This window comes from Mycobacterium sp. NGS56 (genome assembly GCF_059812425.1).
In genome coordinates this window covers 16,247-42,156 of sequence record NZ_JCALCQ010000021.1, presented here as the reverse complement: position 1 = coordinate 42,156, position 25,910 = coordinate 16,247, and the positions used below count along the sequence as shown (strand labels likewise).

General features: G+C 65.8%; 28 protein-coding genes and 1 tRNA gene. 16 read left to right on the top strand and 13 right to left on the bottom strand.

Going from position 1 to position 25,910, the window contains the following annotated elements:
* Positions 1-31: 31 nt before the first annotated feature.
* Together AC5Y4F_RS26375 and AC5Y4F_RS26370 are read right to left on the bottom strand one after the other, a co-directional pair.
* Positions 32-352, bottom strand: a complete 321-nt coding sequence (locus AC5Y4F_RS26375) for a DUF2710 family protein (protein WP_067934813.1) — start codon at positions 350-352, stop codon at positions 32-34.
* Positions 353-424: 72 nt separating this feature from the next.
* The gene (locus AC5Y4F_RS26370; RefSeq protein WP_067934812.1) at positions 425-1,921 is read right to left on the bottom strand and encodes a DUF5632 domain-containing protein; all 1,497 of its coding nucleotides are present in this window, start codon (positions 1,919-1,921) and stop codon (positions 425-427) included.
* A gap of 82 nt (positions 1,922-2,003) precedes the next feature.
* On the opposite strand from AC5Y4F_RS26370, the gene AC5Y4F_RS26365 reads away from it, so the two are divergent.
* Positions 2,004-2,147 (top strand): hypothetical protein, encoded by a 144-nt coding sequence (locus AC5Y4F_RS26365; protein WP_499999573.1) that lies wholly within the window; start codon positions 2,004-2,006, stop codon positions 2,145-2,147.
* 23 nt (positions 2,148-2,170) lie between these two features.
* On the opposite strand, the gene AC5Y4F_RS26360 is transcribed toward AC5Y4F_RS26365, so the two are convergent.
* From AC5Y4F_RS26360 to AC5Y4F_RS26335, 6 genes are all read right to left on the bottom strand, one after another.
* Entirely contained in the window at positions 2,171-2,482 is a 312-nt protein-coding gene (locus AC5Y4F_RS26360) for a DUF2694 family protein (protein ID WP_499999568.1), read from the bottom strand.
* A complete protein-coding gene (locus tag AC5Y4F_RS26355; RefSeq protein WP_499999565.1) occupies positions 2,479-2,796 on the bottom strand; it encodes an ESX-1 secretion-associated protein in 318 nt (105 codons plus the stop codon). Before AC5Y4F_RS26355 ends, AC5Y4F_RS26360 begins: the two co-directional genes overlap by 4 nt.
* A gap of 46 nt (positions 2,797-2,842) precedes the next feature.
* Positions 2,843-4,300, bottom strand: coding sequence for a DUF4226 domain-containing protein (locus tag AC5Y4F_RS26350; protein WP_499999581.1), 1,458 nt, complete (start codon positions 4,298-4,300; stop codon positions 2,843-2,845).
* A gap of 135 nt (positions 4,301-4,435) precedes the next feature.
* Positions 4,436-4,798 (bottom strand): DUF4226 domain-containing protein, encoded by a 363-nt coding sequence (locus AC5Y4F_RS26345; protein ID WP_067934805.1) that lies wholly within the window; start codon positions 4,796-4,798, stop codon positions 4,436-4,438.
* Between the two features lie 45 nt (positions 4,799-4,843).
* Positions 4,844-5,674 (bottom strand): C40 family peptidase, encoded by an 831-nt coding sequence (locus AC5Y4F_RS26340; protein WP_499999563.1) that lies wholly within the window; start codon positions 5,672-5,674, stop codon positions 4,844-4,846.
* Positions 5,671-6,453: a helix-turn-helix domain-containing protein gene (locus tag AC5Y4F_RS26335; RefSeq protein WP_499999561.1), complete on the bottom strand. Its 783-nt coding sequence runs from the start codon at positions 6,451-6,453 to the stop codon at positions 5,671-5,673. The genes AC5Y4F_RS26340 and AC5Y4F_RS26335 overlap by 4 nt, the downstream gene beginning before the upstream one ends.
* A gap of 143 nt (positions 6,454-6,596) precedes the next feature.
* On the opposite strand from AC5Y4F_RS26335, the gene AC5Y4F_RS26330 reads away from it, so the two are divergent.
* The 5 genes from AC5Y4F_RS26330 to AC5Y4F_RS26310 all read left to right on the top strand — a co-directional run bounded on the left by AC5Y4F_RS26330 (position 6,597) and on the right by AC5Y4F_RS26310 (position 10,552).
* On the top strand, positions 6,597-7,013 hold the full coding sequence (locus AC5Y4F_RS26330; RefSeq protein WP_067934800.1) for a WhiB family transcriptional regulator: 417 nt from the start codon (positions 6,597-6,599) through the stop codon (positions 7,011-7,013).
* 92 nt (positions 7,014-7,105) lie between these two features.
* Positions 7,106-8,488, top strand: coding sequence for an acyl-CoA dehydrogenase family protein (locus AC5Y4F_RS26325; protein WP_499999558.1), 1,383 nt, complete (start codon positions 7,106-7,108; stop codon positions 8,486-8,488).
* A 61-nt stretch (positions 8,489-8,549) separates the two neighbouring features.
* On the top strand, positions 8,550-9,545 hold the full coding sequence (locus tag AC5Y4F_RS26320; protein ID WP_499999555.1) for a pirin family protein: 996 nt from the start codon (positions 8,550-8,552) through the stop codon (positions 9,543-9,545).
* Entirely contained in the window at positions 9,532-9,861 is a 330-nt protein-coding gene (locus AC5Y4F_RS26315) for a GNAT family N-acetyltransferase (protein WP_499999553.1), read from the top strand. Before AC5Y4F_RS26320 ends, AC5Y4F_RS26315 begins: the two co-directional genes overlap by 14 nt.
* A 193-nt stretch (positions 9,862-10,054) precedes the next feature.
* Positions 10,055-10,552 (top strand): DinB family protein, encoded by a 498-nt coding sequence (locus AC5Y4F_RS26310; RefSeq protein WP_499999551.1) that lies wholly within the window; start codon positions 10,055-10,057, stop codon positions 10,550-10,552.
* A gap of 269 nt (positions 10,553-10,821) precedes the next feature.
* On the opposite strand, the gene AC5Y4F_RS26305 is transcribed toward AC5Y4F_RS26310, so the two are convergent.
* Positions 10,822-10,904, bottom strand: a tRNA-Leu gene (locus tag AC5Y4F_RS26305).
* 253 nt (positions 10,905-11,157) lie between these two features.
* Here AC5Y4F_RS26305 and AC5Y4F_RS26300 point away from each other — a divergent pair.
* The 7 genes from AC5Y4F_RS26300 to pknB all read left to right on the top strand — a co-directional run bounded on the left by AC5Y4F_RS26300 (position 11,158) and on the right by pknB (position 20,991).
* The gene (locus AC5Y4F_RS26300; RefSeq protein WP_067934793.1) at positions 11,158-12,804 is read left to right on the top strand and encodes an FHA domain-containing protein; all 1,647 of its coding nucleotides are present in this window, start codon (positions 11,158-11,160) and stop codon (positions 12,802-12,804) included.
* Between the two features lie 123 nt (positions 12,805-12,927).
* Positions 12,928-13,395, top strand: a complete 468-nt coding sequence (locus tag AC5Y4F_RS26295; protein ID WP_067934792.1) for an FHA domain-containing protein FhaB/FipA — start codon at positions 12,928-12,930, stop codon at positions 13,393-13,395.
* Positions 13,396-13,447: 52 nt separating this feature from the next.
* Complete coding sequence (locus AC5Y4F_RS26290) at positions 13,448-14,956, top strand: PP2C family protein-serine/threonine phosphatase (RefSeq protein ID WP_067934856.1); 1,509 nt, start codon at positions 13,448-13,450, stop codon at positions 14,954-14,956.
* Positions 14,953-16,359 carry an FtsW/RodA/SpoVE family cell cycle protein gene (locus tag AC5Y4F_RS26285; protein ID WP_067934790.1) on the top strand — a complete coding sequence of 469 codons (1,407 nt, stop codon included), beginning with the start codon at positions 14,953-14,955 and terminating at the stop codon, positions 16,357-16,359. Before AC5Y4F_RS26290 ends, AC5Y4F_RS26285 begins: the two co-directional genes overlap by 4 nt.
* Positions 16,356-17,834, top strand: a complete 1,479-nt coding sequence (gene pbpA / locus AC5Y4F_RS26280) for a D,D-transpeptidase PbpA (RefSeq protein WP_499999547.1) — start codon at positions 16,356-16,358, stop codon at positions 17,832-17,834. The genes AC5Y4F_RS26285 and pbpA overlap by 4 nt, the downstream gene beginning before the upstream one ends.
* Positions 17,831-19,114 (top strand): serine/threonine-protein kinase, encoded by a 1,284-nt coding sequence (locus AC5Y4F_RS26275; RefSeq protein WP_499999545.1) that lies wholly within the window; start codon positions 17,831-17,833, stop codon positions 19,112-19,114. The genes pbpA and AC5Y4F_RS26275 overlap by 4 nt, the downstream gene beginning before the upstream one ends.
* Positions 19,111-20,991, top strand: coding sequence for a Stk1 family PASTA domain-containing Ser/Thr kinase (gene pknB / locus AC5Y4F_RS26270; RefSeq protein WP_067934786.1), 1,881 nt, complete (start codon positions 19,111-19,113; stop codon positions 20,989-20,991). The genes AC5Y4F_RS26275 and pknB overlap by 4 nt, the downstream gene beginning before the upstream one ends.
* Here the strand turns inward: pknB and AC5Y4F_RS26265 are convergent.
* Both AC5Y4F_RS26265 and AC5Y4F_RS26260 read right to left on the bottom strand, forming a co-directional pair.
* Complete coding sequence (locus AC5Y4F_RS26265) at positions 20,969-21,655, bottom strand: aminodeoxychorismate/anthranilate synthase component II (RefSeq protein WP_067934784.1); 687 nt, start codon at positions 21,653-21,655, stop codon at positions 20,969-20,971. The genes pknB and AC5Y4F_RS26265 overlap by 23 nt on opposite strands.
* A 48-nt stretch (positions 21,656-21,703) precedes the next feature.
* Positions 21,704-22,447, bottom strand: a complete 744-nt coding sequence (locus tag AC5Y4F_RS26260; RefSeq protein WP_499999544.1) for a DUF881 domain-containing protein — start codon at positions 22,445-22,447, stop codon at positions 21,704-21,706.
* 130 nt (positions 22,448-22,577) lie between these two features.
* Here AC5Y4F_RS26260 and crgA point away from each other — a divergent pair, with 130 nt between their 5' ends.
* Positions 22,578-22,859, top strand: a complete 282-nt coding sequence (gene crgA, locus AC5Y4F_RS26255; protein WP_067934780.1) for a cell division protein CrgA — start codon at positions 22,578-22,580, stop codon at positions 22,857-22,859.
* Positions 22,860-23,014: 155 nt separating this feature from the next.
* Positions 23,015-23,440 (top strand): PH domain-containing protein, encoded by a 426-nt coding sequence (locus AC5Y4F_RS26250; RefSeq protein WP_499999541.1) that lies wholly within the window; start codon positions 23,015-23,017, stop codon positions 23,438-23,440.
* 25 nt (positions 23,441-23,465) lie between these two features.
* On the opposite strand, the gene AC5Y4F_RS26245 is transcribed toward AC5Y4F_RS26250, so the two are convergent.
* The gene (locus tag AC5Y4F_RS26245) at positions 23,466-24,014 is read right to left on the bottom strand and encodes a peptidylprolyl isomerase (protein WP_067934777.1); all 549 of its coding nucleotides are present in this window, start codon (positions 24,012-24,014) and stop codon (positions 23,466-23,468) included.
* 167 nt (positions 24,015-24,181) lie between these two features.
* Here AC5Y4F_RS26245 and cwsA point away from each other — a divergent pair, with 167 nt between their 5' ends.
* Positions 24,182-24,616, top strand: coding sequence for a cell wall synthesis protein CwsA (gene cwsA / locus AC5Y4F_RS26240; RefSeq protein WP_067934775.1), 435 nt, complete (start codon positions 24,182-24,184; stop codon positions 24,614-24,616).
* A gap of 2 nt (positions 24,617-24,618) precedes the next feature.
* Here the strand turns inward: cwsA and AC5Y4F_RS26235 are convergent, their stop codons facing one another.
* Positions 24,619-25,833 (bottom strand): cytochrome P450, encoded by a 1,215-nt coding sequence (locus tag AC5Y4F_RS26235; protein WP_499999537.1) that lies wholly within the window; start codon positions 25,831-25,833, stop codon positions 24,619-24,621.
* Positions 25,834-25,910 lie beyond the last annotated feature (77 nt).

Genomic DNA, 25,910 nt, shown 5'->3' with positions numbered 1-25,910 from the left:
TGCGCCGGTCGATGAGCACGCGAAGCGCGCGTCAGTGCAGTGGGCCGCCGTAACTCGCCCGGTTCTCGGCCTCAGCCTCCTCGCGCAGCGCGGTAATCGCGAGGTTCAGTCTCTCGGCCAGCTCGACGTGGCCGTATCCGGTCATCACCCCGGGATGCAAAGTCAATTTCAGCAGCCGGCCGTCGGAATTCGCAACGGCGTAAATGTCGCCCAGGTCGACGCTGTAGGTAACGGCTTCCGCCTGCGCCACAAGGGCTTCCCACTTGTCGGCCGCCTCGCTCAGATCCCGAAGAACCGATTCGACGAGATCCTTCTCGCTGAGATTCGCGCGACTGCCCGAATCCGCCACCATGACAGTATCGTCGACCCCTCCGACCAGCGTCAATTCATATGCGAGCAGGCTTTCGGCGTACCTGCCGGCAGCTCACCCGGCAAGCTTTTGGTACCACGCGAGGTGGTAGTTAGCGGACACGGCGTCTCCGCTGGCGATGCCCTCGGTGGCGGCCATCAACAGGCACTTGAGCAGGAGCCCGGGATTGACGTTCGGATACTGAACGAGGAGCTGGTAACGCGCGGTATCGAGATGGACCCGCAGCACGTCGACCTCCTGGTCGACGACAACCGTTCCCGTGGCGGCGGCTTCGGCCAACCTCGGCGCGATCTTGGGTAGATCGTCACGACCGCGCGTGGCCGCACTCAACACGCTCGCCAGGTCATCGATGGCGGGCAGCGTGCGCGGCTCCATCGACGATCTGGTCGCGGTGAAGTCGACCGAGCGGTGCAAAGAATCGCCGGGGGCGTATGTGACGACGCGCGCCGTTTCGCCGATCAGTGCGGCGACCCTACCGCTGCGACGCTCGGGTTCCAACAATCGCACGCCCGCCGGAAGGGTGATGCCTGAAGGTATCCACCCGTGAGCGAGATCGGTGACCAGTACGGTCGTGCCGTCGCCACGATCTCCGATAGCCCAATTGAGGCGCGGCTCCTGCCGAACCACGAACTCAAGCAACCGGTTCAGCCGCTCACTATCGAGACTCGTTGCAAATCTGCGTTTTTCGTCGCCAGGCTGGGCAGTCGTGGCGGATGGTCTGCCGCTTCCCGCAACGGCAGGCGTGGCGGCGGTGGCGGTTGGATCGACAACCCGTTCCTGGCGGACCACCTGCGGCTCCGCCATACCGGTGACCGCCTCGTCGACGACCGCGTGGTGGCGGCCGGAGTCAGCCTGATCCGGTGCCGGCTCGGGCGCTGGCTGCACCGGCACCGGTGAATCAGGCTCGTCCCTGACCACCGGGATGACTTGCGTCTCGCCGAGATGTGACACATCGGCGGTGCGGTCGGCATGTGCCCGCTGACTGGGTGCCTGCGGCGTACCGGGGTCGGCGACAAGTTCGATCGCAGACTCGCGACGACGCCTTCCTTCCGGCCGTGGGGTTGCCTCAGGGTCAAGCCGCATGGGCGGCTCGGCGACGGGCTTGGCCTCGCGGATCGCAGGCAGTACCTGCGTTCTTTCCAGATCCGCGCCGTGCGGCTCGAGCCTCGGTGGGGGAGTAACGGGAGCTTGGGCTCCGCTTCGCATGGCATGCAGATAGCGCATCGTCGACTCGACTCGGCGCACCGCACGGGCGCGGGCCTCGTCGATGACTCGCGCCTCTGCCGCCTGGCGGGAGGCGTCGGTCATTCCCGATCGCTTGAGCAACTTCAGTTCGTCGTTGGCGGCGTGAGAAATCCGCTGCAGGTCAGCTTTGAGATGCTCAGCGAGAGTAGCGGTTTCGGCTGTGACCGTCGACAGTTCGGCAGGCCACAATCCGCCTGTCACCCACGGGGTGCAGTCGATAGGGGAGCTGAAAGCCGGCATCGCCAGCGATTCCCGGGTAGCTCTCCGGAGGCGCTGACGCGCCGACATCCGACCGAAGACCGCCACCGGCTAAGCGTACCGGGGCCCGGCCGGCGACCTTTGCGGTCGGTGAATTGTGCGGTCGCAAGGCCCTCGGTAGCGTAAGGACATGGCTGATTCTGCACTGCAGCAGCAACTCGATGAGGTGCGCGCCTTCCTCGCTCGCGCGCGAGAGTTGTTCGGCCCCAATCCGGTAGAACCGCCAACCGGTATCGCTCCCGATCCAAGCGTGGCTCAGCCACGGTTACGCTAGGCCAGCGTGCGCCTGATCGCTCTCTAGATTGCGCCAGTACGGCGACGCAGTTTGTGGGACAGCAACTTTTCGATGGCCGCATCAAGGTCTCGGGGGGTTGGGACCGCCGCGGAGGGTGTGTGCCCGGCAGCGACGATCTCGTCGCGGATTTCCAGCAACGCTTTGAGGCATGACACGTCGGCGGTCAGGAGAATGCCGTGCGCCAATGCCTCAGCGTCGGTTTCCATCGCCTCCTCGCTCAGGGTGACGCTGTGCATATGGCCGCCCCGGCAGGAGCGGACAAGAATGTGTCCGCTCGGATGAACAGTGTCGAAAGCGGGATTCGCGTCGGTCATCGACCGCGGTCGACGATGTCGTCGAACTTCCCTGCCGCCTCCTGCTCGTGCTGTTCCCACATCGTCGCCGAGGCGTTCAGTTTGTCGGCCAGATCAGCGTGGTCGGCAGCCTGCTGTTCATAACACTGGCGTCGAAGTTCCAGCAGCTCACGGCCTGCGTCGCGCAGCTCATTGAAGACCGGTCCGAGCGAATCGAGGCTGTCTTGGATCGCCGCGTGCGACGACGGGACGGTACGCAGGTACTCGGAGATGTCCTGGTGATCTGCGGCAGCCTGACGTAGGTGCGCAGGCACTACATGAATCGAATCTGCCATCCGCTATCTCCTGTTGACGACCGCCGGTTGCGCCGGCGAGTTTTGGTCAGGTGGTCGACGAGGTCGCCGGCCGGGTAGGTGTCGGTGGGTCAGGCTTGGCCGGCGTCGTTACTGCCGCATGCGACGACGGCGGATGCTCCCAGCCTAGGAAGCTCGGTCCGCTCACGGTGGCGATGTGTTGAATTTGGCCATCGAGAAGCGCCTTTCCGGGGCCAAGGGCGAGCGCATGCCGATCGGTGAGCATCCCGATATCGCCGGGCGAAACCTGCGGGGCATCGATAGGGCTCGGGACTGCGGTTCCCGGTGGGGGAATGGTGATTCCCTGCTGCTGGAAGGCCTCCGCTATCGGAGTGCCGCCGAGGGCGGCCGTGATCACCGCTGCCAGCGCTGGGCTACCCGCGGTGACTGTTTCCCCATCGGGCAAGGTCACCGGTGTCGGACCCGCCGGCGGCTCCTCGGATGCCGTGCCTTCCTCGGCGTCGGTCCCGTCGCCTGGCTCGTTCGAGGCTCCCCGCGAGCTCGGATCCTGGGTTCGCTCGTCGGGCACCTCCTCGTCGGCCAGATCGCCCAGAGCCGGATCGGTCCTGTCACCGTCCCCCAGCCGGGAGAGCGGCAGTCCGCCGGGCCCTTCCCAACCGGCCATCGATGCGGGTAGAGAACCGAGCCCCGGCAGTGACCCCCCACCAAAGTTAGGCACGGCGGACGCCATCGGCTGTTGCGGTATGGCCGGCATCGCGGCGACGCCCGCCGTCTCCGGTCCTGACACATCGCCGGGGACGCCACCATCGTCGGCCAGCAACGAGTCCAGTAGCGGATCCCATTCGGCGTCGAGATCGTCGGTCGGGCCGCCCCCGGGCGCATCACCAACCGGCGCCGCGGCTCCCGGGCGTCCGCCCGGGGGATTCGGTTCACCTTTGGAGGCGTCGTACAGCGACGTCCAGGCGGCCATCAGTGCCGACTTCGACGTGTCGTCCAGGCTGGCATTCAGGACGACCTCCCGAATGTCTCGGAGCTTGCCGATAAGAAACCGCTGGAAGTCACGCGCCCCGGCCGGGGTGTCCAGATCCGACCGGGTCCGTACCGCGGCTTCGGTGTCGTGTTGCAACCTGACGAGGGCTTGGCTGCCGTCAACCGCATGCAGGTGCGCGTTCAAGATGGCCGAGATTACCTGCAGGTCCAGCTGCGAGCTCGCCGAGTTCTGTTGTGCCAGAGCCGCTTCGGCATGGGCGATGGCATCGGCCGCATCGCCCGACTCTCGGTCCGGCGATGCCGCGGCTTCGGCGAACGGCCGCACGGGCGCGTTCGCCGTCGTTCCCGCGCCGAGCACGCCGGCTTGTTGTTGGCGGATCTTGCGCAGGATTGCCTCGATCTGTTCGGGACGCGTGGTCGGGCTGAGCGCGGCAGTCACTTCGGCCGGCGTCAATCCCGTCTGCCACGCGTTCGGATCGCCGGTGCGATCTCTTACGGATTCGAGCGCGGCGAGCAGGTCGTCATAGGCCGACATCAGCCAGGCAAGCGGCGTCGCAGCCTGCTCGGACGCTGCTGCGGGAAACGGCGCGGCCCCTTCATGTTCGGCGACAGTACTCAGCGGCATAGTTGTCGACAATTCACTGTGTTGCACGGTGTGGACTAGTTCTGGCTAGCCGCTATCGGCGGCATATTGAGCCCGAAGGCTCTGCAACACAGCGGTTTTCGCCCGGCTGATTTCGCGCGCTTCGGCAATGACCGAAGCGATCTCGCGTTGCTTGGCCATCAAAAACTTTCGAAATTCGCGCGCACCCATCGGGGTATCGAGGGCGAGGTCCGCCTGGTTCACGGTCGCTCGGTCGATCTGCTCGGCGATGGAGTCGAGTCGCCTGACACTTTCGCGCGCCGCGTCGTGAACGCTGGTCAGCACCTCGCTCAGCGCCCGATCGGCTTCGGTCGCGGTGCCGTGCTGGCTCGCCAGCGCCGACCGCCGCGCCTCGACGGCCTCTAACGAGGGGCCGGGTTGTTCCGGCATCGGCTCACCCCCATTCTTGTGCCCGTATACCGGGCCCTCTGCTGGTCATATCGGTCGGCGGATCGCAACGTTGCTGCCCAGTCGGCTTATTCGCACCGAGGCACCCGAGTAGGGGGCTTCTACAACCAGGTTGTTCCCGATGGCCAGCTGCACATGGCCGGCGTGCGGAAACACCAGATCACCAGGCCGCACTTGGGCACGAGATATTGGGATGCCGTCGTTGATCTGCTGATATGTGGTGCGATCCAGGTGAATACCGGCCTGCGCGTAGCTCCACTGCACCAGCCCCGAACAATCGAACCGGTCGGGTCCGGTCGCTCCCCAGACATAGGGTCGGCCCAGTCGAGACAATGCGGCGCGCACCGCCAGCCCGGCGCGGTCATTTGTCAGCCCGCGCAGTCCCGACATCCCGAGCCGACGGTCGCGCCGGATCCGATAACGCAAGGCCAGCAGTTCGGCGTGGCAACGCCGCGCATGCGCGCGTGCCGACACGACGTGCGCCCGCTGGGCCCGCAGGCGAGTCACGCGGCGACGCATCGCTTCCCGCTGGGCCAATGGTGTCGCCGGCGTATCGGCATCCGCGCGGGCCGCGTCCAGCACGCTTCGGGTCCGGTCGCTTGCCTGTGCGCGATCGCGGTGGGCGCCGGCAACGACGTCGGTGGCCGCCGCGTCGGTGTCGGCCGCCGCGGCGAGGCGTTCCCGACCGTGGTCCACCGCGAGTTGGTAACCGCCGCGCGCCATCCTGTCGCTCAGTCTGGCAGCCCGGTGCAACACATTGCGGTAATGCGCGGTGTCCGCGTTCAACGACGACCGCTGGGCGCTGCCCGCGAAGAGTTGATGGGCCCGGCTCAATGCCTCGACTTCGGATTCACTCACGATGCCCCCTCGTCGTCCCGGCTTGCATCTTTTTCGTCCGACTCGACCGCCTCGGTGAAGGCACGAACCCGCGGCAGCGCACCCGGTGCGATCACGCCCCGATTGCGGATATCCCACATCTCGTCGACATCGACGCCGACCAGGGCGGCAATGATGGTCTCCGGCAGCGACGACCTTGCGCATGCCCGGTCGAAACGGGCGCTCAAGGTGGAGGGCATCCGCTTCAACAGCGCCGCACGCGTCGCCTCCAAAGCTTGAACATGTTCCATCAACCGACCGGTCGAGTCGGCACCGGCGTTCACGGCAACCCGCCACGAGCTGGCGGCGAGCATCTCGGCCTTCACGCACTGCGCAATCACAGACAGAATATACGTCTCATATTCGTTTGATGTTGTCGCAGGCAATCGATCGATGACGGATTTGAGCGCATCGAGCTGCGCTTCGGCGTAGCCTTCCAGCACCTCGGTGTCGCTATGACGGTCCACCACCACCGGTCCGCTGCGCCGCGCGGGTGTGCGCGCCGGCGGCCGCGCGGACATCAGGCGCGCCAATTCGGCGTCCGGATCGGCGGCCACCAACAGCCGCGAGTAGGTGCCCGGGGGCAGGCCGAGGCCGTTTTCAAGCTTCTGGACTGTGCTTTTGTGCGGTTTCCGGGCACCACGCTCAATGAAACTGAGCCCCATGATGCTGACACCGGTCGCGGCGGCGAGGTCGGCTAGTGACCAATCGCGTGATTCACGTAGCGCGCGGATAGCCGCACCGGCCGATTCACGGGTCACCGCACGCTCCGGCCATGAGCCGGATATTACACAGCAGGCGGCTCCCGCATCTGGATATACGCTTTTGTCACGTTTCTCTTGTGCGCGGGCGCTTCTTCTGTATACGCTTCCATCTACGTTTCACGCTCAACAAGGAGACCGACATGGGACACCCCTGCGCAGCCAATCCGGAACTTTGGTTCGGCTACCCCGACGACGACGGTGGAGACGGCGCCGCCAAGGCGCGCGCATACGAGCGGTCGGCCACCGAAGCACGGATCCAATGCCTGCGCCGCTGCCCGCTGGCGCAACAGCGCCGCTGCGCCGCGCATGCCATCGCACACCACGAGGAGTACGGCGTCTGGGCCGGGGTGAAGCTGCCGGGCGGTCAATACCGTAAGCGTGACCAGCTCGCGCACGCGCACGATGTCCTGCGGCGCATTGCCGCGGGGGAGATCAACGCCCGGCAACTGCCCGAGAACGCGGCGCTGCTGGCACGTCATGAACACCAGTCGGTCGCGGTGGCCGCGGTCGTTCTGCATCTGCCGCTGGGGCAAGTCAAACCCCGTTCGGCCGCCTGACATTTCGTCGAAAGGTGCGCTGGCAGTTTGCCGAGCCGATCAACGGGGTAGTCGGGGTCGGCAGGAACAGTCTGTCGACCTAGAGGCGCCCCATGACGTTCGACCTGACCCCGACGGCGGCCCAACACGACCTTGCGCGGCGTACGCACGAGTTCGCCGAATCCGTAATACGCCCAGTAGCGCTCGACTACGACCAACGACAGGAATTTCCCTGGCCAGTGCTCGAAGAGGCGGCCCAGCGCGGTTTCTACAGTCCGCTCTTTTACCGCGATCTGATCGGTGATCCGACCGGCATCTCGTTGCCCATGTTCATGGAGGAGCTGTTCTGGGGCTGCGCGGGCATCGGCTTGGCCATCGTCATGCCGGCGTTGGCGTTGTCGGCAATCGGCCAGGCCGCCTCACCCGAACAGATGCTGGAATGGGCGCCCGAATGTTTCGGCACACCAGGAGATCTCAAACTCGCTGCGCTGGCCATCTCCGAACCCGAAGGCGGCAGCGATGTGCGTAACCTGCGCACCCACGCGCGCCGCGACGGCGACGACTGGATCATCGACGGCCATAAGATGTGGATCGGCAATGGCGGCATCGCCAACGTGCACGTGGTCAACGCGGTGGTCGACGAGGAGCTCGGCCATCGCGGTCAGGCACTGTTCGTAGTACCGGGCGGCACCCCTGGGCTGAAGCTGGTGCGGAAACTGGACAAACTGGGCTGCCGGGCGTCTCATACCGCCGAGTTGCTCTTCGAAGGTGTGCGCGTTCCGGCCGCCAACTTGCTTGGCGGAGAAGAGAAACTCGAGCACAAGCTCGCCAAGGCCAGGGAAGTCGTAGCCGGCGGAAAACGGTCCGGTTCTGCGACGTTGGGCACCTTCGAGCAGACCCGACCCATGGTCGCCGCCCAAGCCATCGGCATCGCCCGCGCCGCGCTCGAGTACGCCACCGCGTACGCCACCGAGCGTGAGGCTTTCGGTGGCCCCATCATCGACAACCAGGGCATCGCATTCCCGCTGGCGGAACTGGCGACCCAGATCGACGCCGCTCGGCTGCTCACGTGGCGCGCGTCGTGGATGGCGGCAAATAACGTTCCCTTCGAACGGGGCGAGGGTTCGATGTCGAAGATGGCCGCCAGCGAAGTCGCGGTCAGGGCCACCGAACGTGCGATCCAAACCATGGGCGGCTGGGGATACATCACTGATCATCCGGTTGAGAAATGGTATCGAGATGCCAAGCTGTACACCATCTTTGAAGGAACGAGCGAGATTCAGCGGATGGTCATCTCCAACGCGCTAGGCGCCGCCGTCGGTACTCCGCCGCTGCATGTGGTGCTGGAGCCGACCGGCGGGCCGCTCAACCGGGTATTCGGGCGGGGAACCCCGCTGCGAAGTCGCCTCGCCGACAACGCCCTGTCTGTCAAGGATCGCGTGCCCGAGCCCGTCATGAGCCTTGCCATGAAGGTGCTGCGGCCCCCACGAAAGTAAGCGCGCCGGGTACGGTCGCGGACGAAGGCGCTGCAGGCGGCTTCGCGACGGAGGGGGGACGATGAGCAATCTTGAAGCCGCCCCAGCCGAAGTCGCCTGCGCTGCTTCACCACAGGCGGGCGACTCGCCGACGGTGGAAGTGCTGCATCCGCGGGAGGTTCCGTTAGGCGGCCCGAGGGCGATCCGGGTGCAACGCACCCTTCCACAACGCCAGCGATCGCTCGTCGGCGCCTGGTGTTTCATCGACCATTACGGCCCGGTCGCCGCGAGAATGGACGTCGCGCCGCACCCCCACACGGGACTACAAACCGTCAGTTGGTTGTTTAGTGGCGAGGTGGAGCACCGTGACAGCGCGGGCGTACACGCGGCCATCCGGCCCGGCGAGCTGAATCTGATGACTGCGGGCGCCGGTATCTGCCATTCGGAAGTCTCGGTCGATTCGGGCGCCCCGCTGCACGGCGTCCAGCTTTGGGTCGCGTTGCCCGCATCCGATCGCGACTCAGGGCGAGACTTCGCCCACTACGCGCCCGCGCCCCTGTCCCTGCCGGGCGCGCACGCTCGCGTCTTTCTCGGCGAGCTGGCCGGCAGCCGATCGCCGGTGCCGACGTTCACACCCTTGCTGGGTGCCCAGATAGACCTTGAGCCGGGGGCCACCCTCGAGATCGACGTGGACCCGAACTTCGAGCATGGGGTGTTGTGTGATTCCGGGACCATACACGTGGGCGGGACGGCCCTGGCGCTGGCTGACTTGGCATACCAAAGGCCCGGCCAGGACCGGCTGCGGTTGCATAACGCGGGGGAGGGACCCGCGCGGGTGCTGCTGCTCGGTGGCACACCGTTCACCGATGAGGTGGTGATGTGGTGGAACTTCGTGGGACGAAGCCACGAGGACATCGTCAACTACCGCCGATTGTGGGAGGACGCCGATGACCGATTCGGCGCTGTCCAGGGATACCGGGGAGCGCTCGACCGGCTTCCCGCCCCGCCGCTGCCGACCACTCGGCTGCGGCCCAGGCCTACACCGCAAAGAAAGGGAAACACAGATGACAACCGATAAGACCGGCGCGGAAGCCACGGTCACCCTCGAGGACGGCAAGTACACGATCGCCGTCGACGGCAGGTCGGTGGGGCTGGCCGATTTCGCCGACCGCGGCGATCAGCGCGTCTTCTACCACACAGAAATCGATCCGGACTATGGCGGACGTGGGCTGGCGACCATCCTGGTCGAGGAGGCGCTCAACGAGGCGCGGGACGAGGGCAAGCGCATCGTTCCGGTGTGCTCGATGATTGGCACGGTGCTCAAGAAGCATCCCGAATTCGATGACATCACCGACCCGGTCACTCCCGAGATCACGCGGTGGGTGCGCTCGTAGGTCACCTACGTCGACCAGCGGCGTAGCATCCGCGCTCCCTCCAGGTGGGGCGATGCGCAACGGCCAGTCTGCCACCGCCGTTCCTGGTTAGCTGTATCGCCACGGCCACAACAACTTTGAAGTCTGTTCCATCAGCCTCCTGTGTCGCACCTTTAATACGAACACCAAAGGTGCGATCTGGAATGATGATCTGGTGACTGGCCCCTGCGCCGAATGCGGTTTCACCTATGACCGGCGGCAGGCCACAACCGTCGGAGACGACATCCGCGCCGCGGCCACCCATATTGGCGCGCTGCTGTGTAGTAACGGCGGGGCCGTCCGGCTGCGGGTGCGGCCCGACGTGTGGTCCCCGCTGCAGTACGCATGCCATGCACGCGATGTGCTGCTCGTCCAACGCGAACGAGTGCTCGCGGCGCGTCGAGTCGATGGCGCCGATTGCGTGTCCATGGGACGCGAGGAGCGCGCCGAACACGACGGCTACAACGATCAGGACCCCGTGCGGGTCGCTCGCCAACTGGCCGATGCCGCAACGATGTTCACCAATGTGCTGGCGCGGCTCTCCGCGGACGACTGGGCCCGCACGGTTGTCTATCACTACCCCGAGACCAGTGTGCGGTCGCTGCGGTGGGTCGCGGTACACACCGCACACGAACTGCAGCACCACCTTCTCGACATTCGCCGTCAATTATGACAACCCGGCCGGGGCGCAGCCGGCATCGTCGCTGACCCGCGGCGCCATGGAGGTATGGGGCCGAGCCTTCGCACGCATTCCGGATCCGCGGTTCCGCTTGAAGCGCATTCGTTCGCGACCCGGTCACGCGCCGCCCTTCCAGCCCGGCGCGGTCGTCGAGGGCTACGAGACCTATCGCCGCGCCGATAGGGGTGGGGCGAAAGCATCCTTCACGAACGCAAAGCCACGACCTCTTTCGAGGCCGTGACCTTTTGTAGAACCGCTCAGTGTGGGCGAAGGGGGACTTGAACCCCCACGTCCCGAAGGACACTGGCACCTGAAGCCAGCGCGTCTGCCATTCCGCCACTCGCCCGGAAAAACAACCGATGGACCATATCACTCTAATGGCTTGATTCCCGAACCGGCGAAGTGGGATCCGAAGCCGTACCGCACCTCGCGGTCTCCAGTGCGCACGGCTCTGAACTGCGCCGATGCGGTTCTCACGATTTCGAAAGTGCCGCAGCGACACGATGTCCCGATACGATGCGGGAGTGATCCAGCGCCGTGGTGATTCGTTTGCCGTCCAACGGCAATACGTAATGGCAAGTGCACACGAACGGTAGGACATGAATAGCCAACGGGGGCTGGTCGCGCGCATCGAGCGCAAACTCGAGGCGACGGTAGACAACGCCTTCGCCCGGGTATTCGGTGGAGCGATCGTTCCGCAGGAGGTGGAAGCTCTGTTATGCCGCGAGGCGCGTGACGGGGTGCAGAAACTTCAGGGAAATCGCCTTTTGGCCCCCAACGAATACATCATTACGCTCGGTATGCACGACTTCGAGAAGGTGAGCGCCGATTCAAATCTCACGTCGAGCGCTTTCGCGAGGTACTTGGCCGACTACATCCACGAACAGGGGTGGCAAACGTATGGTGAGGTGGTCGTTCGGTTCGAACAGTCGTCGGACCTGCGCACCGGCCAGTACCGCGCCCGCGGTGCTGTCAACCCTGATGTCCAGCCCCGCCCGACGGTCGACGACCCCGTCCGGCCACAATCAAAGAACGCGTTCGGCGAAGAACGAGGAGTGGCACCAATGACTGACAATTCTGGCTACCGCGGGGGTCAGGGGCCGGGCCGATCCGGCGACGAGTATTACGACGACCGCTACGGGCGTCCGCAGGACGACGCGCGCGGTGGTCCAGACCCGCAGGGAGCACCCGACCAGCAGGGCGGATATCCACCCGAGCAGCACGGCTACCCACCTCAGCAGGGCTACCCGCCGCCTCCCCGCCAGCCCGAGCAGGGCGGCTACCCGGAACAAAGCGGTTACCCCGAGCAGGGGCACGGCGGTGGCTACCCGCCGCAACAGGGCTACCCGGAACAAGCCGGCTACCCCGAGCAGCGCGGCTACCCCGACCAACAGGGCCAGGGCGGTTACGCGCCCCAACAGGGCTACCAAGAACAGCGCGGCTACCCCGAGCAGGGACAGGGCGGCTATCCGCAGTCGTATGAGCAACGTCCGCCCGCGCCCGGCGGCTACGGCGGGCAAGGCTACGACCAGGGATACCGCCAAGGCGGCGGCTACGCTCCCCCTCCCGGCGGTCAGCAGGGCTACGGCGGATACGGCGACTACGGTCGCGGCCCGGCCCGTCAGGACGAGGGCGGCTACGCCCCGCCCGAACAACGACCCGGGTACCCCGAGCACGGTGGTGGGTACGACCAGGGCTACCCACAAGGCGGCGGGTACGGCCGCCAGGACTATGGCTCCGCCGAGTACACCCAATACGCCGAGCACGCGCAGGGCGGGCCGTACGGCGGTCAAGCCGGCGGTTATCCCGAGACCGCCAGCCCCGAGTATGACTACGGCCAGCAGGCGGAGTACGGACAGCAACCGGAATACGGACAGGCGGCTGACTACGGCCAGCCCGCCGACTACGGACAACAGGCTGGTTACGGCGGCTACGGCCAGGGCGGCTACGGCGCCGGTGGAACCACGATCACCCTTCAGCTCGACGACGGCAGCGGCCGCACCTACCAACTGCGCGAGGGCTCCAACATCGTGGGCCGCGGACAAGACGCCCAGTTCCGGTTGCCTGACACCGGTGTGTCCCGGCGTCACCTCGAGATCCGCTGGGACGGACAGGTCGCGCTGCTGTCGGATCTGAACTCGACCAACGGCACCACGGTGAACAACGCACCGATCCAGGAGTGGCAGCTGGCCGACGGCGACGTGATCCGCTTGGGCCACTCCGAGATCATCGTCCGGATCCACTAAGCCACCGGGCTTAAGCTGCCGTGCTTCGCCCCGTGTCATCCGCCGTCCAAGTATCGTGACGTAGCCGATGTGCTCGGAGTCACGGGCGCCAGGGATGCGACGCTAGGACGGAAAGGACGCCAGATGCAGGGACTGGTACTGCAGCTGACGCGCGCCGGCTTTCTGATGCTGCTGTGGGTATTCATCTGGTCCGTGCTGCGGATCCTTCGGACCGACATCTACGCGCCCACCGGTGCTGTCATGGTGCGTCGCGGTTTGGCGCTGCGCAGCACGCTGCTGCCGTCACGCCAGCGCCGGCATGCGGCCCGCTATCTGGTAGTCACCGAAGGCGCGCTGGCAGGCGGACGTATCACGCTGAGCGGACAGCCGGTATTGATCGGAAGAGCTGACGACTCCACGCTGGTGCTCACCGACGATTACGCCTCGACGCGGCACGCCCGGCTGACTCAGCGCGGCTCGGAGTGGTACGTCGAGGATCTAGGATCGACCAACGGTACTTACCTTGACAGGGCGAAGGTGACGACTGCGGTACGAGTTCCAATCGGAACGCCGATTCGAATCGGCAAAACGGCGATTGAGTTGCGTCCGTGACCCGAGCCTACGACTATGCTGCCGGCGCAGCCGGGATCGAGGAGTGGCGCCCGTGACCTTGGTCCTGCGATATGCCGCGCGAAGCGATCGCGGCCTGGTACGCGCCAACAACGAAGACTCCGTCTACGCCGGCGCACGACTGCTCGCGCTGGCCGACGGCATGGGCGGTCACGCCGCCGGCGAGGTGGCATCCCAACTGGTGATCGCTGCGCTGGCACACCTGGATGACGACGAGCCGGGCGGCGATCTGCTGGCCAAGCTCGACAACGCGGTCCGCTCCGGCAACGCGGCCATCGCCGCCCAAGTGGAGGCCGAGCCCGAACTCGAGGGGATGGGCACCACCCTTACCGCGATCCTGTTCGCGGGTGACCGCATCGGGCTGGTGCACATCGGCGACTCGCGCGGCTACTTGTTGCGCGACGGAGAACTGACTCAGATCACCAAAGACGACACTTTTGTTCAGACTTTGGTCGACGAGGGCCGGATCACCCGGGAAGAGGCGCACAGCCACCCGCAGCGGTCGTTGATCATGCGGGCCCTCACGGGTCACGAGGTCGAGCCGACGTTGACCATGCGCGAGGCGCGGGCCGGGGACCGCTATCTGCTGTGCTCCGACGGGTTATCGGATCCGGTGAGCGACGAGACCATCCTGGAGGCACTGCAGATACCCGACGTCGCCGAGGCTGCCTACCGCCTGATCGAATTGGCGTTGCGTGGCGGGGGCCCGGACAACGTGACCGTGGTGGTCGCCGATGTAGTCGACTACGACTACGGGCAAACCCAGCCGATCCTTGCCGGTGCGGTGTCGGGCGACGAGGATCAAATGACCCTGCCCAATACCTCCGCCGGGCGTGCTTCCGCGATTCGTCCCCGCGATGAGTCTGCCAAACGCGTTGCGCCGCAACCAGAAGCACCGCATCGCCCGCGCTGGCCACGGTGGAAGATGCTCGCCGCCGTCGGCCTGGCGGTGCTCCTGGTGTTCGCTGGCCTCGGCGTCGGATACTGGGTCATTCAACGCAACTACTACGTCGCCGAATACGACGGCCGCGTTTCCATCGTCCGCGGGATCCAGGGCACCCTGCTGGGCATCCCGTTGCAGCAGCCCTATCTGGTGGGATGCCTCAACACCCGCAACGAGCTTTCCCTGGTCGGTTACCGGCAATCCGGTGCCCACACCAACTGCCAGGTGATGACGCTGCAAGATCTGCGCCGCCCGGGACAAGTCCAAGTTCAAACCGGACTACCCGGTGGCAGCCTGGACCAGGCCGAGTCGCAGCTTCGGCAGCTGTTGGCCGAATATCTATTGCCGATCTGTCCGGCGCCGCGCGCCACCTCTCCGCCCGGCTCACCGGGCACCCGCAGCGGAACACCAGAATCCGGCACCACAGCATCACCCGCACCACCAACCACCAGCTCCCCGAGCGCCAGCCCCGCACCGAGCACGAGCGCCAACGGCCCCGCGAATTCCGCACCGGCAGGTCCGACGACCACGTCGCAGCCAGTGACCACGCTTCCCGGGCCGCCACCTGAACCAGGCATCGATTGCCGTACGGTGGCATGACCACACAGCTTCAGCCGCCAGTCGCGGTCACACCCCCGTTGCCTACCCGGCGCAATGCCGAGTTGTTGCTACTCGGATTCGCCGCACTGATCACCGTCGCCGCGCTGCTCATAGTCGAAGCCAACCAAGCGCGCGATCTGCATTGGACTGCCATCAGCTACGGGCTGGTGTTTCTTGTCGTCTTCGGGTCGGCGCACGTGGCCATCAGGCGTTTTGCGCCCTATACCGATCCGCTGCTGCTGCCGATCGTGGCGCTGCTCAACGGTCTTGGCCTGGTGATGATTCACCGGTTGGATCTGGTCACCAATCAGCTCAGCGGCCGGCACCACCCCAGCGCGACCCAGCAGATGCTGTGGACCCTGATCGGCGTTGTGACCTTTTCTTTGGTGGTCACGTTCTTGAAAGACCATCGGCAGCTTGCGCGCTACGGCTACATATGCGGACTGGTCGGTTTGGTGTTGTTGGTGATCCCGGCCCTGCTGCCGGCGTCGCTGTCCGAGCAGAACGGCGCCAAGATCTGGATCCGCTTGCCCGGCTTCTCAATTCAGCCCGCCGAGTTCTCCAAGATTTTGTTGCTGATCTTCTTTTCCGCGGTGCTGATCGCCAAGCGCGGCCTGTTCACCAGCGTGGGCAAGCATTTCATGGGGTTGACGCTGCCCCGGCCTCGAGACCTCGCGCCCCTACTGGCAGCGTGGGTGATCTCGGTCGGGGTGATGGCCTTCGAAAAGGACCTTGGCACTTCGCTATTGCTCTACACGTCATTTCTGGTGGTGGTCTACCTCGCCACCCAACGCTTCAGTTGGGTGGGAATCGGCCTCGTGCTATTCGCCGCGGGAAGTGTTGTCGCGTATTACATTTTCGCCCACGTGCGGGTGCGAGTGCAGATGTGGTGGGACCCGTTCTCCGACCCCGACGGCAGCGGCTACCAAGTCGTCCAGTCGCTCTTCAGCTTTGCCACCGGCGGGATCTTCGGGACCGGCCTGGGCAACGGTCAGCCCGATACCGTGCCCGCCGCCTCGACCGATTTCATCATCGCCGCGTTCGGCGAAGAGCTCGGATTGGTGGGCCTGGCCAGCATCTTGATGCTTTACACCATCGTCATCGTGCGGGGTCTGCGCACGGCGATCGCGACCCGCGACAGCTTCGGCAAGCTGCTGGCCGCGGGCCTGGCGTCGACGCTGGCCCTTCAGCTGTTCATCGTTGTCGGCGGGGTAACCCAGCTGATTCCGCTGACGGGGCTGACGACCCCGTGGATGTCCTACGGTGGCTCGTCCTTGCTGGCGAACTACGTGCTGCTGGCCATACTGGCGCGCATTTCGCACAGCGCCCGTCGTCCCCTGCGCACCCGGGCCCGCAAACCCTCGATCGCGGCGGCCAGCACCGAGGTGATCGAGAAAGTATGAACGCCTCTCTGCGCCGGATCTCGGTGACCGTGATGGCGTTGATCGTGCTGCTGTTGATCAACGCCACGATGACGCAGGTCTTCGCCGCGGACTCGCTGCGTGCCGACCCACGCAACCAGCGGGTTCTGCTCGACGAGTATTCACGTCAGCGCGGCCAGATTGTGGCGGGCGGCCAGCTGTTGGCTTATTCGGTTGCCACCGACAACCGCTATCGCTTTCTGCGCGTCTACCCCAACCCGGCGGAGTACGCGCCTGTGACCGGCTTTTATTCGTTGCGGTATTCCAGCACCGGTCTGGAACGTGCCGAGGACCCGCTGTTGAACGGTTCCGACGAGCGGCTGTTCGGCCGCCGGCTCGCGGACTTCTTCACCGGTCGCGACCCGCGCGGCGCCAATGTCGACACCACAATCAAGCCGCGGGTCCAGCGGGCCGCGTGGGACGCGATGCAACAGGACTGCGGCGGTCCGCCGTGCAAGGGCGCCGTCGTGGCCCTGGAACCGTCGACCGGCAAGATCTTGGCGATGGTGTCCTCGCCGTCCTATGACGCCAACCTGCTGTCGTCGCACGATCCCGAAGTCCAGGCGCAGGCGTGGCAGAAGTTGCGTGACGACCCCAACAATCCGCTGACCAACCGCGCGATTTCTGAGACATACCCGCCGGGGTCGACGTTCAAGGTGATCACGACGGCGGCCGCCCTGCAGGCCGGTGCCTCGGACACCCAGCAGCTGACCGCCGCCCCCTCGATCCCGCTGCCCAACAGCACCGCAACGTTGGAGAACTACGGTGGGGAGTCGTGTGGAAACGAGCCGACGGTGTCTTTGCGGCAGGCGTTCGCCCTGTCGTGCAACACCGCATTCGTCCAGCTCGGGATCCTCACCGGCTCCGATGCGCTGCGCAACATGGCGCGCTCGTTCGGGCTGGACAGCACGCCGAGCGTCATCCCGCTGCAGGTCGCAGAGTCGACCGTGGGGATCATTCCCGACGCCGCGGCGCTGGGGATGTCCAGCATCGGCCAAAAGGACGTCGCCCTGACGCCCTTGCAAAACGCCGAAATCGCCGCGACCATCGCGAACGATGGGGTGACGATGCAGCCGTACCTTGTCGACAGCCTCAAGGGGCCCGACCTGACGACGATCAGCACCACTGCACCCTATGAGCAGCGGCGCGCCGTGTCGCCGCAGGTCGCCGCTAAGCTGAGAGAGCTGATGGTCGGCGCCGAGAAGGTCGCACAACAGAAAGGGGCCATTCCCGGCGTGCAGATCGCATCGAAGACTGGTACCGCAGAGCATGGCAGCGATCCGCGGCACACACCGCCGCACGCCTGGTACATCGCTTTCGCACCCGCGCAGACCCCGAAGGTCGCCGTGGCGGTGTTGGTAGAGAATGGCGCCGACCGCCTGTCCGCGACGGGGGGTGCACTCGCGGCGCCGATCGGACGGGCCGTCATCCAGGCCGCGCTACAGGGAGGACCATGAGCCCGCGAGTTGGTGTGACGCTGTCCGGCAGATACCGTCTACAGCGCCTGATCGCCACCGGCGGCATGGGTCAGGTGTGGGAGGCGGTAGACAGCCGGCTGGGCCGGCGCGTCGCGGTCAAGGTGCTCAAGCAGGAGTTCTCTCAAGACCCCGAGTTCATCGAGCGGTTCCGTGCCGAAGCGCGTACCACCGCGATGCTCAACCACCCTGGCATCGCGGCCGTCCACGACTACGGTGAAAGCCAGCTGGACGGGGAGGGCCGGACTGCCTATCTGGTGATGGAGCTGGTCAACGGCGAGCCGCTGAACTCGGTTCTCAAGCGAACCGGCCGGCTGTCGCTGCGGCACGCACTGGACATGCTTGAGCAGACGGGTCGTGCGCTGCAGGTAGCGCACGCCGCCGGACTGGTGCACCGCGACGTCAAACCCGGCAACATCCTGATCACCCCGACTGGTCAGGTGAAGATCACCGACTTCGGTATCGCCAAGGCCGTCGACGCCGCGCCGGTGACCCAGACGGGGATGGTGATGGGCACGGCCCAATACATCGCACCCGAACAGGCCCTGGGTCACGACGCCACCCCGTCGAGCGATGTGTACTCGCTGGGGGTCGTTGGTTACGAGGTTGTATGTGGCAAGCGGCCGTTCACCGGTGATGGTGCCCTGACGGTGGCGATGAAGCACATCAAAGAACCGCCGCCGCCCCTGCCCGCAGAACTGCCGCCCAATGTGCGCGAACTCATCGAGATCACGCTGGTGAAGAACCCGGCGATGCGGTACCGCAGCGGTGGACCGTTCGCCGACGCGGTGGCGGCGGTGCGGGCCGGCCGTCGTCCGCCACGCCCGAGCCAGTCACCGCCGCCGGGCCGCGCATCGCCGGCAGCCATTCCGTCCAGTCCGACGACCCGCGCCGCCGCGGTGTCTCCCAGCCGAAGCTCCGCCGCACGCCGGTCGCGGCCGGCCACCGGCGGCCACCGCCCGCCCCCGGCCCGTCGTACCTTCTCCTCGGGTCAGCGCGCGTTGTTGTGGGCAGCCGGTGTGCTCGGAGCGCTGGCGATCATCATTGCGGTGCTGATCGTCATCAACTCGCGGGCGGATCAGCAGCAACAGCCACCGACGGTGACCGACACCGGGACACCGCCCGCCTCGGCGCCGCCGCCGAGCGCCACTCCGGGCAGTGCCGGAGCCCGACCCGAAATGCGGTTGAAATGGCCGGATGACGGGACAATAGGGATTTCCGGCTTTCGCACTGTGCCGGCTCGACACGGAACACCGCAATGACCACGCCGCAGCACCTGTCCGACCGCTATGAACTGGGCGAAATCCTCGGCTTCGGGGGGATGTCCGAGGTTCATCTGGCCCGCGACGTCCGTTTGCATCGCGATGTCGCGGTCAAGGTGCTGCGCGCGGATCTGGCCCGCGATCCCAGTTTCTACCTCCGCTTCCGGCGTGAGGCGCAAAATGCCGCCGCATTGAATCACCCGTCGATCGTCGCCGTCTATGACACTGGCGAGGCCGAGACTCCCACCGGGCCGCTGCCCTACATCGTCATGGAATACGTCGACGGCGTCACCCTGCGCGACATCGTGCACACGGACGGCCCCCTGCCACCGCGCCGAGCCATCGAGATCATCGCCGACGCGTGCCAGGCGCTGAACTTCAGCCACCAGAACGGCATCATCCATCGAGACGTCAAACCGGCCAACATCATGATCAGCACCACCAACGCGGTCAAGGTGATGGACTTCGGTATCGCCCGCGCGATCGCCGACAGCGGCAACAGCGTCACCCAGACCGCCGCGGTGATCGGAACCGCACAATATCTCTCCCCCGAGCAGGCTCGTGGTGATGCCGTCGATGCACGTTCCGATGTGTATTCATTGGGCTGCGTTCTGTACGAGATCCTCACGGGCGAACCACCTTTCACCGGTGACTCGCCAGTAGCCGTTGCCTACCAACATGTTCGGGAAGACCCGGTCCCCCCGTCCCAGCGGCACGAAGGCATCTCCGCCGACCTCGACGCGGTGGTGCTCAAGGCGCTGGCCAAGAATCCAGACAACCGTTATCAGACCGCGGCGGAAATGCGTGCCGATCTGATTCGGGTGCACAACGGCGAGAAACCGGAGGCACCCAAGGTACTCACGGACGCCGACCGGAGTTCGCTGCTGTCGTCCAACGCCGGTAGCTCCGGCCCGTCGCGTACCGACCCGCTGCCACGTCAGGTCCTCGCCGACGCCGGCGAGGACCGCAGCGTCGGTTCGGTCGGCCGCTGGATCGTCGCCGTGGCCGCGCTTGCGGTCCTGACGATCGTTGTCGTCATTGCCTTCAACACGTTCGGGGGTAGTGCCCGGGACGTGCAGGTGCCCGACGTGCGCGGGCAGGTGTCCGCCGATGCCATTGCGGCGCTGCAGAATCGTGGCTTCAAGACCCGCACCCTGCAGAAGCCGGATTCGGCGATCCCACCCGACCACGTCATCAGTACCGACCCGGGCGCCAACGCGTCGGTCAATGCAGGCGACGAGATCACCATCAACGTCTCCACCGGACCCGAACAGCGGGAGGTGCCCGACGTTTCCTCACTGAGCTACTCCGATGCGGTCAGCAAGCTGAAGGCCGCGGGCTTCAGTAAGTTCAAGCAGGCCAACTCCCCGTCGACCCCGGAACTGCTGGGCAAGGTGATCGGCACGAATCCACCGGCCAACCAGACGTCGGCGATCACAAACGTCGTCACCCTCATCGTCGGCTCTGGCCCAGAGACCAAGCAGGTTCCCGATGTCGCGGGCCAAACCGTCGACATCGCGCAGAAGAATCTGACGGTTTACGGCTTTAGCAAGGTCACCCAGGTGCAGGTGGACAGCACCCGACCGGCCGGTGAGGTGATCGGAACCAACCCATCCAAGGGACAGGTGGTTCCGGTGGACTCGGTGATCGAGCTGCAAGTGTCCAAGGGCAATCAGTTCGTCATGCCCGACCTGTCCGGCATGTTCTGGACCGACGCCGAACCACGGCTACGCGCGCTGGGCTGGACGGGAATCCTGGACAAGGGTGCCGACGTCGACGCCGGCGGCTCCCAATCCCATCGGGTGGTCTATCAGAATCCGCCGGCGGGCTCCGGGGTCAACCGGGACGGCATCATCACGCTGAAGTTCGGTCAGTAGCCGACGGCTCGGCCGGGAAGTACGGCCGCACGGCGGCGTGCACGTCATTCTCGAGGCGCCGCACCAACGTGTCGTTGCGCTCCCACCCGCAATCGGCGAGCCAGTTCGCCAGCATTCGATGGCCGCCCTCGGTCAGGATCGACTCGGGGTGGAACTGCACACCGTGAATCGGCAATTCGGTGTGCCGCACACCCATGATCACGCCGGTTTGGGTCTGAGCCGTGACCTCAAGCACCGGGGGCAGCGACTCGGGCAGGATCGTCAGCGAATGATAACGCGTCGCCGTGAATGGATCCGGAAGTCCTTGCAGCACACCGACATTAGTGTGGTGGACGCTGCTGGTTTTGCCGTGCAGCAGTTCTGGTGCGCGGTCAACGGTCGCACCGAACGCGACGCCGATGGCCTGATGCCCCAGGCAGACCCCGAGCAGCGGGGTCCGCGCGGCCGCACACGCCCGAACCATCGGGATCGACGCGCCCGCGCGCTCCGGGGTGCCCGGGCCCGGACTGAGCAGCACCCCGTCGAAGCGACCGGCGACTGCGGCCTCGTCGGAGAGCCGGGTGTCGTCATTGCGCCAGACCTCGGCGTCCATGCCCAGCTGCCCGAGGTACTGCACCAGGTTGAACACGAAGCTGTCGTAGTTGTCGACGACCAGGATCCGCACCGTGCCAGGTTACCGTCCCACGGCGATCGCGATCCTGGTCGGTATGCGTCAGTAGCCGATCGGGCCGCCGGGCTGGGCGGAATGCAGCCGATCCGGCTCGAAATGGCCCACCACCTCTACATCGGACTTGACTTCTTCTTGGTAGCCGAGGCCGAAGCGGACGACGTATTGCTTGTAGAGGACCACGAGGGGAGCGGCCGCGAGGGCGGCTTGCATGGCCGTTGCGTTGCCGATCGCGGTGATCGCATACGGCGGGCTGTAGGTCCGCCCGTTGAGCAGCAAGGTGTTACCGACGCAGCGCGGCACCGACGTCGCGATGAGCCGCTGATCTTGCATCTGGATCGCCTCGGCCCCGGCGCTCCACAACGCGTTGAGTACTGCCTCGATGTCTTGCTGATGGACCACCAGGTCGTCGGGGGACGCATCACGGGGGAAACGGCCATTGGCGTCGCGCTGCGCATCCGCAAGGGTGACCACCAAGCCCGGTCCGTGGACCGGGTTCATCCCCGCCTCGCCGGCGAGCTCGGTGGAGCGCCGCAGCATGGCCGCGAGCGCGGCATCCGACGACCGCCCGTGCGCGGCGTCGATCCTGCCCGCCAGCGCCTCACGCTGAGCATTCAGCCGGTTGACCGAAGACTGGGTCTCGCGGACCAGGTCCACCAGCCGCGGGGCATCACTGCGGCGGATTTCAGCGCCGCCGGAGACTCCGTGGGTGGCGGCGAGCAGCAGTCCGGCCAGCAGACACACGACCGGGACGCCAAAGCGCCACGGCGACCGGCGCGTCTGGATCATCGCCTCTCCATTTCCTGGTCACCGCCCTAGGTGAGTTAGTCTCGTAGCCAAGCTATGGGGTGCAGTTGCGGTGTTTATCGTTGCACCCCGTCCTGCTCACCGTGTCGTTGAGGTAATCCGCGAGGTAATCATGCCCAAGTCCAAGGTCCGCAAGAAGAACGACTTCGCCGTCGGCGCGGTCAGCCGCACCCCGGTGAAAGTCAAGGTCGGACCATCGAGCGTGTGGTTCGTCGCCCTGTTCATCGGTCTCATGCTGATCGGCCTGGTCTGGCTGATGGTGTTCCAGTTGGCCGCGGTCGGGAGTCAGGCGCCGACCGCGCTGAACTGGATGGCGCAGTTGGGCCCGTGGAACTATGCCATCGCGTTCGCTTTCATGATCACCGGGTTGTTGCTCACGATGCGCTGGCACTGATCAGGACGGTCGGCGTGATGAATTCATTTTTGGTCTGATTCGTTACTGCGTCAGCAACTTTCCGGTCACCCAATCACACGCGTGTGATTTATCCCCACTGTTGATAGCTGATGTGGATAACTGCATAGGCCGTGGTGGGAGGGGTTAACGAGAGCATGCAGCAAACACAATGGGAGCCGCACACGGCGGGAATCGCTGGTTGCGGAGCCGCAGGTGTTTTGATGGCTATCGCCGGTGTGACCGTGGTCACAGACCCGCCCGGGCGCATTTTCGCGGGTGTTGCCGCGGCAGGTCTGATCTTGTTTGCCGGCGTGTCGTGGCACGCGCGTCCCAAGCTGGCAATCACACCCGACGGCCTGCTCCTTCGCGGGTGGTTGAGAACGCAGTTATTGCAGCATTCCGACATCAAGATCATCCGCATCATCGAGTTCCGCCGCTACGGACGCAAGGTGCGGTTACTCGAGGTCGAGAAGGCCGACGGCAACCTGGTGCTGTTCTCCCGCTGGGACCTTGGGACAGATCCCGTGGAGGTGCTCGACGTCCTCACGGCAGCGGGCTACGCGGGCCGCCGGCAGGGCTGATCGACCCCCCGGCCTACGTCCTGGCTCAGGAAATGGTGATCGACTCGATGACCACCGGCTCGGTGGGGCGGTCGTTACCATCGGTGCCCGTCGTCGAGATCGCGTCGACGACCTTCTGCGACTCGGGGTCGGTCACTTCACCGAAGATCGTGTGGCGCCGGTTCAGGTGCGGGGTTTGGCCCACCGTGATGAAGAACTGAGAGCCGTTGGTGCCCGGGCCCGCGTTCGCCATCGCCAGCAGGTAGGGCTTGTCGAATTGCAGTTCGGGGTGGAACTCGTCGGCGAACTTGTACCCGGGGCCGCCGCGGCCGGTTCCCGTCGGGTCGCCGCCCTGGATCATGAAGCCCCGGATAACCCGGTGAAAGACCGCGCCGTCGTAGAAGGGGCCCGAGGAACCTCCCGATGCATTCTGCGTCGAGTACTCCTTGGTCCCCTGCGCCAGGCCGACGAAGTTGGCGACGGTCTTGGGCGCGTGGTTTCCGAAGAGGGCGACCTTGATGTCGCCGCGGTTGGTGTGGAGCGTGGCGGTAGCAGTCTGAAAGGGGCTGTTGGTCACGGCATGAGAGTCTGCCACTACGGGTGGGAGTCGCCGCACGCGGTGTCACCCAAGGCGAACCGCCGCGGACACCGCGGCGCGCGCATACGACACGCACGTCCCTATGCTGGGGAGTCTGTTCGGATACCGGAGTTTCCTGAGCCGGCTTCAGGGCGGGCTCTATGAGCGGGACAGAAAGGCGACCGATGAGGGCGAAGATGGATTCCCGGCTGACCCCGCGGCAGCGACTGACCCGCGGCCTGACCTATTCGGCGCAGGGACCGCTGGACGTCACCCGGGGAGTTGCCGGCCTGAGTGTTCAGTCCGCGCAGTCGACCGCCTCGCAGCTGCGTCGGCGATACCAAGAGGGGCGGCTGGCCCGTGACCTCGCCGCGGCCCAGGAAACGTTGGCCCAGGAGCTGGCCGCCGCGCAGGAAGTGGTCACCAGTCTGCCCCAAGCGCTGCAGGATGCGCGACGCGCGCAGCGTCGCGGCAAGCGCCCGTTGATCTTTGCGGGGGTAGCCGTCGCCGTCCTCGTCGGGGGCGCGGCCGCGTTCAGCATCGTCCGGCGCTCGGTGCGGGCCAAGCCTCAGGACCCGCAGTCACGGCCGCCCAGCGTCGACGTGCAGCCGCGTCCCTGAGGTCACCGCACGACCAGCCGCAACCGTTCGCGGCGCCGGACCAGAATGCTCGGCAGCCATTGTCCGATGTCCGCGGCGTCGATCCAGGTAGTGCGCTCGAGCAGCATGCGTAACACGATGGTGGCTTCCAACCGGGCCAATGCGGCGCCGACGCAGAAATGCACGCCCTTGCCGAAGCTCACGTGGCTCTTGGCGGCGGTGCGGTCGAGCCGAAATTCGTTTGGAGTTTCGAAGTGCACCGGGTCGCGGTTGGCGGCTCCCCACATCAGCAGCAGGTGGGAGTTGGCCGGCACCTTTACCCCGCCTAGCGTGGTATCGCGCCACACGTGACGGTAATGACCGCGAAACGGCGGCTCGAAGCGCAACGTCTCTTCGATGAAAGTGCTTAGTAATTCCGGGTTCTCGCGAAGCCGCTGTTGGATCACGGGGCGATCGGTGAGGATCCATGCCGCGCTGCCCAGCAGCGATGCGGTCGATTCGCCGGCCGCGCTGAAGAGCGTGAGCATGATGCCCAGCGCCGGCACCTGCTCGAGCTCACCCGATGCGTAACGTGCCGCCAGGTCGCCTATGAGCCCGGAATTTGGCTTGCCGCTGGCCTTTTCGAAATGCTCCAACACATAGGCGGACAGCTCCATCGCGGCTAGTCCGGCCTGCTCGATCTGCTCGGGAGTGACGATTCCGTCGAGGAGTGTGGTGGTCGAGTAGCTGAGCCGAATGAGTTCGTCGACATCGCCGGCGGGAAGACCCAGCAGCTTGCAGACCACCATCATCGGCAGCCGATTGGCGATGCTGCCCATCCATTCGATCTGGCCGTCGCGCAGGTTCTGGTCCCAAAGATGGTCGGCGGTTCGGGCCGCGAATTCCTCGATGATCCGCACTCGTCTGGCCGACAAATGCGGCAGCAGTATCTTGCGGTGTTGCGCGTGCGCGGGGTCGTCGGCGGTGGCCAGCGCGTGCATCGGGGCTCCGGGCGGCCCCATGTCGAGCGGCGTGACCGCGCCGTCCTGGTGAAGGACCATCGTCGCCGTGAGGTTCGACGAGAAGTCCTCGACCCGCTCCACGGCCTCCTGCACCGAATCCCAGCCACACACGGCGTAGAAGACGGAGTCGCCGATCCGGTGCACGGGTGCCTCGGCGCGCATCCGGTCATACAGCGGGTAGGGATCCTGTATCGCCTCGCTGCCGAAGAACCGGGTCGCGCTGTCCAAGACCGCCATGTGCTTCAGGCTCGGTGTAGCTCACCGCTGGGTCAATGGAACGGGGGAAAGTTGAGGACCGGTCGTGATCCGGCGTG